Below are 12,923 nucleotides of genomic sequence, written 5' to 3' on the forward strand. Positions count from 1 at the left end.
GAAGGGCGGAGGCACCCTCGCTCAGGCCCCCGCCAGCCCCTGGCCCACCCGTCGGTGGGTGATGCGCTCGACACCCTCGCCCTCGCCCACTTCTCCACCGTCGGCCCACAGCGACCGGACATGTGACATATGCCCGAGCATGCATGCCTCGGCGCGCTTCGCGTCTCCCGCGACAATCAGGTCGAGCAGTTCGATGTGCTCCTCGGCGGACGCGATCAACTGACCCGTCTCCGCGAGCCTGTTGAGGCCGAAGAGACGTGAGCGCTTGCGTAGGTTGCTGACCTCTTCGACCAACCGCCGGTTCCCGGCCAGGCCGAGCAGCTCAAGGTGGAAGCGCCGGTCGGCCTCCAGGTAGGCCAGGATGTCGTGCTGACGTGCCGCGTGGACGATGTCCAGCGCCAGCGGTCGCAGGGCCTCCAGCTGCCGGGACTTGCCGAGCCCGGCGATCCTGCCGACGGTGGGCACCTCGATCATCGCCCGGAGTTCGGTGAAGTCGTCGAGGTCCTGGTCGGTCAACTCGGTGATCCGGAAACCCTTGTTGCGTACGGCCTCGACCAGGCCCTCGCGGGCCAGGTCGAGCATGGCCTCGCGTACCGGAGTCGCGGAGACTCCGAACTCCGAGGCCAGCGCGGGTGCGGAGTAGATCGTGCCCGGACGCAGATCACCGGCGATCAGTGCCGCCCTCAGCGCGTGGGCCACCCGGTCCCTCAGATGCTCCTGGGCCGAGATGGTGTTGAGGGATGAGAGGCGGGTCATGTGTATTCCTCCAGCACCGAGCGGGGCCTCAGAATACAATGTCACGTTGCTCATTCGACCCTCGTCGACAGGCGCCCCCACTGGACGGTACGGCCTGTCCCCCGGCACTCTCACAGCAGGAAACCTGCGGGGAAGGGGTCGGTCGGATCCAGGAAGAACTGCGCGGTGCCGGTGATCCAGGCCCGGCCCGTCACCGTGGGAATGACGGCCGGGGTACCGGCGACACTGGTCTCCTCGACAAGCCTCCCCCTGAACGAGGTACCGATGAACGACTCGTTGACGAAGTCGGTGTTCAGGGGCAGTTGGCCGCGGGCGTGCAGCTGCGCCATGCGTGCGGAGGTGCCCGTCCCGCAGGGTGAGCGGTCGAACCAGCCGGGGTGGATGGCCATGGCGTGCCGGGAGTGCGCGGCGTCCGAGCCCGGGGCGAGGAGCTGGACATGCTTGAGGCCGCGGATATCGGGGTCCGCCGGGTGGACCGGGGGGTCGGTGGCGTTGATCGCGTCCATCACCGCGAGTCCGGCCGCCAGGATGTCGTCCTTGCGCGCGCGGTCGAAGGGAAGCCCGAGGTCGGCCAGCGGGAGTATGGCGTAGAAGTTGCCGCCGAAGGCCAGGTCGTAATGCACGATTCCGTGGCCGGGGACGTCGACCTCGCGGTCGAGACCGGCGCTGAAGGCGGGCACGTTGGTGAAGGTGACCGCGGTCGCCGCCCCGTCCTCGACCCGGACGTCGACGCTGACCAAACCGGCGGGGGTGTCCAGCCGGACCGTGGTGACCGGTTCGGTGACGGCCACCATGCCGGTCTCCACCAGCACGGTGGCCACACCGATGGTGCCGTGACCGCACATCGGCAGCGCTCCGGACACCTCGATGTACAGAACGCCGAAGTCCGCGTCCGGCCGGGTGGGCGGCTGGAGTATGGCTCCGCTCATGGCGGCGTGGCCGCGCGGTTCGTACATCAGCAGCGTGCGCACCGCGTCCTGGTGTTCCAGGAAGTACCGGCGCCGCTCGGCCATGGTCGCACCGGGAATGGTGCCGATCCCACCGGTGATCACCCGCGTAGGCATTCCTTCGGTGTGCGAGTCGACGGCGTGGAAGATACGGCGTGTACGCAAGGGACCCCCTTGAACGGCCCCGCCGGTGCGGGGGGATGACGGACGCGAGGAGAGCGGGAGCGCGTCAGTTCAGGCCCTCGGCGAGCGCCTTCTCCGTGGCTGCCCGCACCGCGGCGGCGGAGGCTTCGGGCAGCGGGAACCGCGGCGGCCTGGAGGGGCCGCCGTGCCACCCGACCAGATCCATCGACGCCTTGATCGCCTGGACGAACTCCGGCTTGGAGTCCCAGCGCAGCAACGGGTGCAGCTGCCGGTAGAGCGGCAACGCGGTCCCCAGGTCTCCGGCCACGGCGGCGCGGTACAACGTCACACAGCTCGTGGGCAGCATGTTGGGACAGCCCGCGATCCAGCCGACGGCTCCGGCCAGCGCGAGTTCGAGCAGGACGTCGTCCGCGCCGATGATGACATCGAGTCCGGGGGCCTCCTCCGCGATCTCGTAGGCGCGGCGTACGTCACCGCTGAACTCCTTGACCGCCACGATGCTGCCCTCCTGATGGAGACGGGCCAGCAGCCGGGGGGTGAGATCCACCTTGGTGTCGTACGGGTTGTTGTAGGCGACGACCGGCAGCCCGGCCTCGGCGACCGCCGCGTAGTGGGCACGGATCGCGGCGTCGTCGCAGCGGTAGCCGTTGGGAGGCAGGAGCAGGACGGATCCCGCGCCCGCGTCGGCGGCCTGCTCCGCCCAGCGCCGTGACTCGTCGCTGCCGTAGGCGGATACTCCGGGCATGACCCGGGCACCGTCGCCCGCCGCCTCTACGGCCACCCGGACCATCCGGTCGCGCTCCTCGTCGGTGAGCGTCTGGTACTCCCCCAGCGAACCGTTGGGCACCACCCCGTCGCAGCCTGCCTCGATGAGGCGGCCGACGTGTTCGGCGAACGCGTCGAAGTCGACGGAACGGTCCTCCTTCAGCGGCAGCGGCGTGGCGACCATGACGCCGCGCCACGGACGGGTTCGGGGGGACGTCTGGGTGTGGTTCGTCTGCATCGAGACTCCTTGAGAGATGTGACATGTCACTGATGGCCGCGGTGCGCGGTCACAGGGAACGAGGGCGATACGTATGTTTCAGCCAGGCACGCGGGTCTCAGCCCGTCGTGCCCGACCCGCCTGTCGCGGCCGCCCCACCTGCGGCTTCGGCCGCGTCGGAGCCGCCCGCCGCGCCGGTGGCGCGCGGTTGACCGGCGAGTACGGACAGGAGCACCGGGCACGCGAGGGCCTGCCTTCCGGGGCCCGCCCCGGACGCCGCCGGGCCGACGAGTTCCCGGACCGCGAATCCACAGGTCTGCCCCTGACACCAGCCCATGCCGGCCCGTGTGAGGAGTTTGACCGTACGGGCGTCCCCGGCACCCAGTTCCGCGACCGAGGTCAGGATCCGGTCGGCGGTGACCTCCTCGCAGCGGCAGACCTCGGTGTCACCGGACAGCCACTGTCGCCAGCCGGGACGCGGCCGGTGCGCGGCACCCATGACCTCGGCGAAGGCACGCATCCGAGTCCGGGCGCGCCGCAACGCGACCGCCCTCCGGGGCAACCCGCCGTCGCTGAGGTGCGCCGCCTCCGCACGGGTCAGGCGGACCACTGACAGCGCGGCCAGTTCGCCTTCCACCATGGCCAGTTGAACTCCCCCGATGCCACCGGTCTCTCCTGCGGCCCAGACTCCTGGCACGGTGGTCCGCAACTGCGCGTCCACGACGACCCCATGTGTGCCGTCGGCTCGCTCGCGGGTGGCGCAGCCCAGGGACGTGGCCAGTCCGGTGCGTGGCTCCAGCCCGTGGCCGAGGGCGACGGCGTCGCAGTCGTGGCGGCGCCCGGTACCCGGCACCGGACGCCAGTCACGGTCCAGACGGCTGACCGTGACACCTTCCACCCGGTGACGGCCGTGTACGGCCGTCACCGCGCTGTGTGTCAGGACACGTACTCCGTGCCGCACCAATTGGGCGGCGTTGCGGGCTCCTTCCGCCAGCTTGGCCGGATTGGCGACCAGCGTGGTGGGTGCTCGCGCGTAGAACCCGTACCCCGCGGCCTCGACGAGCAGCGGCACCTCGGCCCCCGACCTGGCCAGGGAGATGGCGACCGCCTGGAGCAGTGGGCCGCTGCCCGCGACGACGATGCGCCGGCCCGGCAGGACCAGGCCGGATTTGAGCATGGCCTGCGCCCCGGCGGCGCCCACGACGCCCGGTGTGGTCCAGCCCGGCAACGGCAGCTGCCGCTCGTGTGATCCGGTGGCGATGAGCAGGCTCCGCGCGTCGACCACCGTGCGGATGTCTTCTTCGGTACCGGTGACCGCGTGCAACCGCCAGCGTTCACCAGCCCGTTCACCCGCCCGCTCGACGGCCCGTTCGACGGCCCACACCTGATGCCGTGCGAGGTGGCTGATCCGTCCGCGACGTACATGCCGGTCGAACCGGGCGGCGAGCGCGGTGAACGCGTCCCAGCCGTGGTGCAGGGCCTCCGGCCGGGTGGCGCCGAGGCCGGGTGCCGGTGAGCGGTAGAACTGGCCGCCGGGCCGCGCCGCCGCGTCCAGCACGGTGACCAGGATGCCGTGATCGGCCGCGGTCACCGCCGCCGCCATTCCGGCGGGCCCCGCGCCCACCACCGCAAGCCCGGCCTCCGGACAGGACGTCAGGGGCGGGTCCGGGACCATGTCCGTTGCGGGCGTGTGCTGTTCACCTCGTGAGTCCCGTCTCATGGCCGTCCCCTTCCTGTGTGGTGATCTCGTCGCCGGGCGCGGCGGGCAGCAGGCAAGCACGTTGATTGGGGCGGCCGTTGACGGTGGCCAGGCATTCGAAGCACGTCCCGATGCCGCAGAGGGCCCCGCGCGGACTGCCGTTCACGCGGGTCGTCCGCCAGCTCAGGATGCCCGCCCCCCACAGGGCGGCGGCGATGGTCTGGCCGGGCAGTGCGGGAATCGGGCGGGAGTCGATGACGATCGTGAACTCCGGGTCGGGCACCGCCCCGGCCAGTTCGGTGGGGGTGCGGGCGGCCGGGCGTCGGGGCAGGCGTTTCACGAGGGCTCCGATCGACTGGGACATGGCTCGGAGGCGCCGAACCGGTCGGGGCTGAACGGGCCCGGGTCGAGGACGGGTTCCTCGCCGCGGATCGCCGCGACAACGAGCTTTCCGGTGGCGGGGGCGAGACCGATCCCCGCGCCCTCGTGGCCGCAGGCGTGGTACAGGCCGGGTGCGCGGGAGTCGTGGCCGATGGCGGGCAGATGGTCGGGCAGATAGGGCCGGAAGCCGTGGTAGGCACGCAGCACCCGGACGTCGGCCAGGAAGGGGAAGAGGGCGGCGGCCTGAGCGGCCAGTCGGCTGAGCACCGGGACGGACAACGACCGGTCGAAGCCGACGCGTTCCCTGCTGGCACCGATGAGTACCGGCCCGGAGGGGGTTCCCTCGACCACGGCGGAGGTCTGGAGCGCCGCCGACGCGCTGGATACATCGGACACGTACTCCGCCGCGTACACCTTGTGCCGGATCAGCCGTGGCAGTGGCTCGGTGACCAGGACGAACCCGCGTCGCGGCAGGACCGGCAGCCGGACTCCGGCCATGGCGGCCAGTTCGCCGCCCCAGGTCCCGGCGGCGTTGACGACGGCGGGGGCGTGCAGCTCGCGCCTGCTGGTCCGTACCCCGCGTACCGCGCCTCCCGGCCCGGTGAGTACGGCTGTCACCTCCTCACCTGTGTGCAGCCGCGCCCCCTCGGCACGGGCCGCGCCGAGCAAATGAGCTGCGGCCAGGGCGGGTTGGACCTGCGCGTCCTGCGGGTAGTGGAATCCGCCGGCCATCCCGGAGGCCAGGTGGGGTTCGAGCTCGGCCATTCCGTGCGCGGTGACCGGGCGCGCGTCGACGCCGGCCGCTCGCTGGCCGCGCGCCGTCTCGGTCAGCTGCGCCAAGGATTCCTCACCGGCCGCCACCACCAGCCCGCCCTTGCTCTCGTACTCGATCTCCCGCGGTAAGGAGTCGGCCAGTTCTCGCCAGAGCCCGGCGGACAGGAGGGCGAGATCCAGCTCAGCGCCGGGCACCTTGTCGGAGACCAGGAGGTTTCCCTCACCGGCTCCGGTGGTTCCTCCGGCGACCGGCCCCCGGTCGACGACAGCGACGGAAAGACCGGATCGGGCCGCGTAGTAGGCACAGGCGGAACCGACTATGCCGGCGCCGACGATGACGACATCCAGGGGCTGTCTCGTGAACACGGCAGTAATATGTCACATTGCGCAGAGGGTGCCAAGAGAGCGTGCAGCAGGGAGATTTCGGGATTCGCGGGCTATCGGAAGTCCTCACCGGGCATGTGAACGCGTGACGTTCCGCGCACAGATCCGGAGGCACCCGATGCACGACGACCGCACGATGGTGGAGGGCCGCCTCGAACGCGCGCTCCACCAGTTCATCCGCCCCGCCCAGTACGCGGCCCGTACCCCGCTCTCCCTGTCCGTCTGGCACGCACCGGGCGAACCCGTGCCCGTGGCCGAGGCCCTCGACCGGACGTACGAGCCCTTCAGCGCCGGTTCGGAGTGGGGCAGGCCCTGGTCCACCAGCTGGTTCCGGCTCGAAGGGGCGGTGCCCGGCGAGTGGGCGGGGCGCCGGGTCGAGGTGGTGGTCGACCCCGGGTTCTCGGGCGAGGGCCCCGGGTTCCAGGCGGAGGGCATGCTGTATGACATCGCAGGTGTCCCGCTCAAGGGCATCCACCCGCGCAATCGCCATCTCACGGTGGCCCCGTCGGCGGCGGGCGGTGAACCGGTCGCGCTGCTTCTGGAGGCGGCGTCCAACCCGGCCGTGCTGGAGCACGGCTTCGAACCGACTCCGCTCGGTGACGTACTGACGGCGGGGGACCAGCCCCTCTACCGGTTCGCGTCGGCGGACCTCGCGGTACTCGACGAGGAGGTCTGGCATCTCGTCCTGGACATCGAGGTCCTGTCCGAGCTGATGCGGGAGCTGCCCGCCGACCGCTCCAGGCGACACGAGATCCTGCGAGCGCTGGAGCGGATGCTCGACGCGCTCGATCTGCACGATGTGGCGGGTACGGCGGCGGCGGGCCGCGCCGAACTGGCCGAGGCGCTGTCCCGGCCCGCGTCGGCGAGCGCGCACCGTGTCTCGGCCGCCGGGCACGCGCACATCGACTCGGCGTGGCTGTGGCCGCTGCGCGAGACGGTACGCAAGGCGTCCCGCACCTTCGCCAATGTCACGGCGCTCGCGCAGGACTACCCGGAGCTCGTCTTCGCCTGTTCGCAGGCGCAGCAGTACGCCTGGGTGAAGGAGCACCAGCCGCTCATCTGGGAACGGATCAAGCAGGCCGTGGCGGACGGGCAGTGGGCGCCGGTCGGCTCGATGTGGGTGGAGTCCGACGCCAACATGCCCGGCGGCGAGGCGCTGGCCCGCCAACTCGTGCACGGCAAAAGGTTCTTCGAGGAGGAACTGGGAGTCGAGACCGAGGAGATCTGGCTGCCGGACTCCTTCGGATACACGGCGGCCTTCCCTCAGCTGGCCCGGCTGGCCGGGGTGCGGTGGTTCCTCACGCAGAAGCTGTCGTGGAACCAGCACAACAAGATGCCGCACCACACCTTCTGGTGGGAGGGCATCGACGGCACCCGCGTGTTCACCCACTTCCCACCGGTCGACACCTACAACGCACAGTTCCACGCGAGTGAACTCGCCCATGCCGAGCGGAACTTCGCCGACAAGGGGCGCGCCACCCGTTCCCTGGTGCCGTTCGGATGGGGCGACGGGGGCGGCGGCCCGACCCGCGAGATGCTGGAGAAGGCCCGCAGGCTCCGGGACCTGGAGGGCTCACCCCGGGTGTCGATCGAGAAGCCCTCCGCCTTCTTCGCGGCGGCCGAGGAGGAGTACGGGGCGCAGGCGCCGGTCTGGTCGGGCGAGCTGTACCTGGAGTTGCACCGGGCCACGTACACCACCCAGGCCAAGACCAAGCAGGGCAACCGGCGCAGCGAACACCTCCTGCGCGAGGCCGAGTTGTGGGCCACGGCGGCGGCCCTGCGCACACCCGGCTACCGCTACCCGTACGAGACGCTGGACCGGGTGTGGAAGACCGTACTGCTGCATCAGTTCCATGACATCCTGCCCGGCTCGTCGATCGCCTGGGTACACCGAGAGGCCCGTGACACCTACGAGGAGGTGCGCTCCGAGCTGGCGGACCTGGTGGCCGATGCGGTGACCTCGCTCGGTGCGGCCGAGGGGCTCGTGGCGCTCAACTCCTCTCCGTACGAACGGTGTCAGGTGATCGAGCTGGACGCGGAGGCGGCCGGGGTGCTGCCGTCCGGTGCCCATGTGCAGGACCTGGGCGAAGGGCGCGCGGCGGTGCTGTCCCGGACGCCTGGGCTGGGTGCGGGGCTGCTGGACGGTTCGGCCGTTCCGGAAAACCCGGTCACGGCCGCCGTGGCCGACGCGGTCACCGTGGCCGGCGCGACGGTCACGACCGACACGGCGGTCACGGGCGGCGCGGCGGCGGGCGACGGGATCGTGCTGGACAACGGGCTGCTCCGGATCACCGTCGACCGGGACGGGCTGGTCGCCTCGGTGCGCGATCTGGTGGCGGGGCGTGACGTCCTCGCCCCGGGCCTGCGCGCCAACCTCCTCCAACTGCACCCGGACCACCCCAACCAGTGGGACGCCTGGGACATCGACCGGCACTACCGGCACAACCGTACCGATCTCACCGGCGCCGACTCCGTCTCCCTGATCGAGGAGGGTCCGTTGCGGGCCGCGGTCCGGGTGGTGCGATCGTTCGGGAAGTCCACGATCGTTCAGGAGCTGCGGCTGGCCGCGGGAAGCCGACAGCTCGACATCGAGACCGAGGTGGACTGGCAGGAGTCCGAGAAGGTGCTCAAGGCGGCCTTCCCGTTGGACGTCCACGCCGAACGGTCCACGGCCGAGATCCAGTTCGGCCACGTCCATCGGGCGACGCATGACAACACGGGCTGGGACGCGGCCCGTTTCGAGATCTGCGCCCACCGCTGGCTGCGGGTCGCCGAGCCCGGCTACGGCGTCGCACTGCTCAACGACTCGACCTACGGCCACGACGTGACGAGGACGCCCCACGAGTCGGGGCTCGGCACCACCGTACGGCTGACGCTGCTGCGCGCCCCGCACAGCCCGGACCCGGCCACAGATCTCGGTACGCACCGATTCCGCTACGCGCTGGCCCCCGGCGCCGAGGTCACCGATGCGGTACGGGAGGGCCTCGCGCTCAATCTGCCGCTTCGCGCGGCCGTGGCACCGGCCGTTCCGTCCCTCGTGGACACCGGGCATCCAGCGGTGACCGTGGAGTCCGTGAAGCTGGCCGAGGACCGCAGCGGGGACGTGATCGTGCGGCTCTACGAGTCGGCCGGCGGCCGTGCCGAGACTCGCCTCAGGGTCGGATTCCCGGTCGTACAGGCCCGGATCACCGATCTGCTGGAGCGGCCGCTGCACCCGGCGGACACCGACGAGGACGGTCTCGTACTGACGCTGCGGCCGTTCCAGATCCTGACGGTGCGCCTGACCCCGGCGTAACCGCGACCCTCACCACGAGGTCAGGGGCGGGGGACGTTACGCAAGTTGGAGCGGGCCATCTGGAGCATCCGGCCCACTCCCCCGTCCAGCACCATCTTGCTGGCGGAGAGCGCGAAGCCGGTCACCATGTCCGCGCTGATCTTCGGCGGGATGGACAGGGCGTTCGGGTCGGTGACCACGTCGACCAGTGCGGGGCCCTTGTGCTTGAAGGCGTCCTTGAGGGCGCCTTCAAGCTGTTTGGGCTTCTCCACCCGCACCCCGTACGCCCCGGCGGCGCGGGCGACGGCGGCGAAGTCCGGGTTCTTGTTCGTCGTACCGAACGACGGCAGACCCGCCACCAGCATCTCCAACTCCACCATGCCCAGGGATGAGTTGTTGAACAGAACGATCTTCACCGGCAGGTCGTACTGGACCAGGGTGAGGAAGTCGCCCATGAGCATGGTGAATCCGCCGTCGCCGGACATCGACACGACCTGCCGGTTCCGGTCGACGAACTGGGCGCCGATCGCCTGCGGCAGCGCGTTGGCCATCGAGCCGTGACTGAACGAACCGATCACCCGCCGCTTGCCGTTGGGCGAGAGGTAGCGGGCCGCCCAAACGTTGCACATCCCGGTATCGACGGTGAACACCGCATCGTCGTCCGCGATTTCGTCCAGCACCGAGGCGACGTACTCCGGGTGGATCGGCACATGCTTGTCGACCTTGCGGGTGTACGCCTTGACCACGCCCTCCAGCGCGTCGGCGTGCTTCTTCAGCATCCGGTCGAGGAACTTGCGGTCGGTCTTGGCCTTCACCCTCGGGGTCAGACAGCGCAGCGTCTCGCGCACATCTCCCCAGACCGCCAGATCGAGCTTGGAACGCCGGCCCAGGTGCTCGGGTCGCACATCGACCTGCACGATCTTCACATCGTCCGGGAGGAAGGCGTTGTACGGGAAGTCGGTGCCGAGCAGGATGAGCAGGTCGCACTCGTTGGTCGCCTCGTAGGCGGCACCGTAGCCGAGCAGCCCGCTCATGCCGACGTCGTACGGGTTGTCGTACTGGATCCACTCCTTGCCGCGCAGTGCGTGGCCGACCGGGGACTTCACCCGCTCCGCGAACTCCATCACCTCGGCGTGCGCGCCCGCGGTGCCGCTGCCGCAGAACAGGGTCACCCGTTTGGCCTCGTCTACCATCCGGCAGAGCTTCTCGATCTCCTCGTCCCCGGGCCGTACCGACGGGCGCGAGGTGACCAGGGCGTGTTCGATCGACTTCTCGGGGGCGGGCTGCGATGCGATGTCACCGGGCATCGAGACGACGCTGACCCCGCCGCGGCCGATCGCGTGCTGGATGGCCGTCTGGAGAAGGCGTGGCATCTGCTGCGGGTTGGAGATCATCTCGTTGTAGTGGCTGCACTCCTGGAAGAGCAGCTCCGGATGGGTCTCCTGGAAGTAGCCGAGCCCGATCTCGCTGGAGGGGATGTGCGAGGCGAGGGCGAGCACCGGGGCCATGGAGCGGTGGGCGTCGTAGAGCCCGTTGATGAGGTGCAGATTGCCGGGGCCGCACGATCCCGCGCAGGCGGCCAGGCTGCCGGTGATCTGGGCCTCCGCACCGGCCGCGAAGGCGGCGACCTCCTCGTGCCTGACCTGGATCCAGTCGATGGCCGCGTTACGCCGGATGGCGTCGACCACCGGGTTCAGGCTGTCGCCGACCACGCCGTACATGCGCTTGACCCCCGCCCTGACGAGGATGTCGACGAACTGCTCCGACACGTTCTGCTTGGCCATGGGTGCGCGCCCTCTCTGCCTGTGCTCCGTGCACTGTCGGCTGTCCGGACTCCGGAGTCCGAAACGTCGGCCGGACGGTCTACGGAGTCCATCAACCCACGGCCCGCGGGGTTACGCCTCCCAGACGGCCGCGCTCGTACGGTCGTCGGCGTACCCCTTGATCCGGAGCTGGGTGTCCGCGAGGAAGGCGGGCAGTCCCGGTGGCGCGGGGTCCGCCCAGCGTTCCGCGAGCTCCGCGGCGAGCGCGGGCTCACCGCGCAACGGTTCGGCGAGCCCGTCGCTGCACAGCAGGAGCGTGTCCCGGGGGCGGGCCCCGGACGCCCGGAACCGGAAACGCTCGGAGCGCGGCGACGGGAGGCTCTCGGCATACGGGGACGGGGACGGGGACCGGGACGAGGACGGGGACGAGGGTGTCGTGATCTGGAGGTCCATGGTCAGCCGGTTGCCGTCCCGGCCCTCCTCGCCCGCCGTACCGTGCCCGGCCGTCCCGGTCCCCAGCCCGGTTCCGGTGGCCACCGCAATTCTCGGGTCCGCCGCGGTTCTGGGGTCCTCCGAAGTGCTGGGGTCCTCCGAAGTACTGGTGGCCACCGCCTCCCCGACGACGGGTTCGAGGTCATGCCAGACGCCGTCGCGCAGCCGGAAGAGCCCGCCGCTGCCGACGCCGAAGAAAACCCGGGTGCGGCATTCGGGGTCGGCCGGAAGCAGCAGGCAGCGCAGTCCCGCGGTGTACTCGTCCGGTTCGAGACCCAGTTCGGCGGCGCGGGCGCGCAGCTTTCCGTAGGTGCGGTCGGTGAGCCGGTGGAGTCCCGCCTTCAGATCGCCTCGGTGCCCGGCCCTTATGTCCTCGGCGAGCCGCGCGTGGCTGCGGCCGACCGCGCCGCCGATCCAGCGGCAGGCGTCGGCCGCCGCGAGATGCGCCCCTTCGGCGGCACGGGCGCCGCTGGCCATCGCCACGAGGACGAGGGCGCTCTCGGCGGTCCCGAAGCGGGCGGTCAGCAGGGCATCGCGCCGGGGTTCGCCGCGGAAGCGTGCCGAGTCCCCTCGTACGGAGGCGGCACGCAGGGTGTACGTGCCGTACCGGGCGCCGTCGAGCACGGTGTCGGGGACGAGCCCGTCCAGCGTGAGCGAGGTGGAGGCGGGCAGGGCGGCGGGTTCGGCGTCGTAGGTGGGCGGCCGGTCTCCGAGATACCCGACGACGGGGCGAGGGGCGGGGACGGCTGCCGGAGCCCGCTCGTCGGCGTCGGCATCGGCGTCGGCATCGGGGGCCCGGCGCGGTTGCGGTGGCTCGGGCGGGGGTGAGGGGGCTGGGGCCGGCGGGATGGGAGCGGCGAAAGTACGCGGCTCCGGCGGCCCGGACCGCGGCTCCCAGGGCGCACGAAAGGCCACGGTGGGGGGCGGCGGGGGCGGCGAAGAGGGAGGAGACGGAGGCGGCGGAGGAGGCGTCGGCGGCACCTCCGGCTCCGGGCCCGGCTCCAGCGACAGGCCCGCCCCCACCCCCAGGCCCGGCTCCGGCTCCGGCTCCGGCTCCGGCTCCGGCGGGAGGTCCCAGGGCCGGTGGGCTCCTGTCCCGGGGGCGCCGTCGCCCCCGCGCACCACCGCTGAGGTCACCGTGTCCGACACGGAGTCGAAGCGGTCGTCGAGACTGTCGGCCGTGCTGCTCGGGCCGGTGTCCGGCGCGGCCTCGTCGTACAGCTCGCGCCACCAGTCGTCCTCGTGGGCGGCGGGCGTCTCCCCCTGCTGACTCATGCCCATATTGTCCACCGCGAGGGGCGCACGAAAACGGGTCATCCAGAAAATG

9 protein-coding genes are annotated in these 12,923 nt (G+C 71.2%); 1 reads left to right on the top strand and 8 read right to left on the bottom strand.

Translation table 11 applies throughout. The features are described 5' to 3' along the window. Nucleotides 1-21: 21 nt before the first annotated feature. The 6 genes from OG413_RS35040 to OG413_RS35065 all read right to left on the bottom strand — a co-directional run bounded on the left by OG413_RS35040 (nucleotide 22) and on the right by OG413_RS35065 (nucleotide 6,049). Entirely contained in the window at nucleotides 22-756 is a 735-nt protein-coding gene (locus OG413_RS35040; RefSeq protein ID WP_266812595.1) for a GntR family transcriptional regulator, read from the bottom strand. A gap of 110 nt (nucleotides 757-866) precedes the next feature. Next, nucleotides 867-1,868, bottom strand: a complete 1,002-nt coding sequence (locus OG413_RS35045) for a proline racemase family protein (protein WP_266812597.1) — start codon at nucleotides 1,866-1,868, stop codon at nucleotides 867-869. A gap of 64 nt (nucleotides 1,869-1,932) precedes the next feature. Further along, nucleotides 1,933-2,850 carry a dihydrodipicolinate synthase family protein gene (locus OG413_RS35050; protein ID WP_266812599.1) on the bottom strand — a complete coding sequence of 306 codons (918 nt, stop codon included), beginning with the start codon at nucleotides 2,848-2,850 and terminating at the stop codon, nucleotides 1,933-1,935. Nucleotides 2,851-2,947: 97 nt separating this feature from the next. Then, nucleotides 2,948-4,504, bottom strand: coding sequence for an NAD(P)/FAD-dependent oxidoreductase (locus OG413_RS35055; RefSeq protein ID WP_266813280.1), 1,557 nt, complete (start codon nucleotides 4,502-4,504; stop codon nucleotides 2,948-2,950). A gap of 22 nt (nucleotides 4,505-4,526) precedes the next feature. After that, nucleotides 4,527-4,868 (bottom strand): (2Fe-2S)-binding protein, encoded by a 342-nt coding sequence (locus tag OG413_RS35060; protein WP_266812601.1) that lies wholly within the window; start codon nucleotides 4,866-4,868, stop codon nucleotides 4,527-4,529. After that, the gene (locus OG413_RS35065) at nucleotides 4,865-6,049 is read right to left on the bottom strand and encodes an FAD-binding oxidoreductase (protein ID WP_266812603.1); all 1,185 of its coding nucleotides are present in this window, start codon (nucleotides 6,047-6,049) and stop codon (nucleotides 4,865-4,867) included. Before OG413_RS35065 ends, OG413_RS35060 begins: the two co-directional genes overlap by 4 nt. Nucleotides 6,050-6,185: 136 nt before the next feature. Here OG413_RS35065 and OG413_RS35070 point away from each other — a divergent pair, with 136 nt between their 5' ends. After that, nucleotides 6,186-9,362, top strand: coding sequence for a glycoside hydrolase family 38 C-terminal domain-containing protein (locus OG413_RS35070; protein WP_266812604.1), 3,177 nt, complete (start codon nucleotides 6,186-6,188; stop codon nucleotides 9,360-9,362). A 20-nt stretch (nucleotides 9,363-9,382) separates the two neighbouring features. On the opposite strand, the gene OG413_RS35075 is transcribed toward OG413_RS35070, so the two are convergent. Both OG413_RS35075 and OG413_RS35080 read right to left on the bottom strand, forming a co-directional pair. Then, on the bottom strand, nucleotides 9,383-11,125 hold the full coding sequence (locus OG413_RS35075; protein WP_266812605.1) for a pyruvate dehydrogenase: 1,743 nt from the start codon (nucleotides 11,123-11,125) through the stop codon (nucleotides 9,383-9,385). 111 nt (nucleotides 11,126-11,236) lie between these two features. Further along, the gene (locus OG413_RS35080; RefSeq protein ID WP_266812607.1) at nucleotides 11,237-12,871 is read right to left on the bottom strand and encodes a protein phosphatase 2C domain-containing protein; all 1,635 of its coding nucleotides are present in this window, start codon (nucleotides 12,869-12,871) and stop codon (nucleotides 11,237-11,239) included. Between the last annotated feature and the right edge of the window lie 52 nt (nucleotides 12,872-12,923).

The sequence above is a fragment of the Streptomyces sp. NBC_01433 genome (assembly GCF_026340105.1).
Taxonomy (GTDB): domain Bacteria; phylum Actinomycetota; class Actinomycetes; order Streptomycetales; family Streptomycetaceae; genus Streptomyces.

Bases quoted from the DNA above. Each gene is read 5' to 3' on its own strand.
- OG413_RS35040 (WP_266812595.1), bottom strand. From the start codon at position 756: ATGACCCGCCTCTCATCCCTCAACACCATCTCGGCCCAGGAGCATCTG.
- OG413_RS35050 (WP_266812599.1), bottom strand. From the start codon at position 2,850: ATGCAGACGAACCACACCCAGACGTCCCCCCGAACCCGTCCGTGGCGC.
- OG413_RS35055 (WP_266813280.1), bottom strand. From the start codon at position 4,504: ATGGTCCCGGACCCGCCCCTGACGTCCTGTCCGGAGGCCGGGCTTGCG.
- OG413_RS35070 (WP_266812604.1), top strand. From the start codon at position 6,186: ATGCACGACGACCGCACGATGGTGGAGGGCCGCCTCGAACGCGCGCTC.
- OG413_RS35075 (WP_266812605.1), bottom strand. From the start codon at position 11,125: ATGGCCAAGCAGAACGTGTCGGAGCAGTTCGTCGACATCCTCGTCAGG.
- OG413_RS35080 (WP_266812607.1), bottom strand. From the start codon at position 12,871: ATGAGTCAGCAGGGGGAGACGCCCGCCGCCCACGAGGACGACTGGTGG.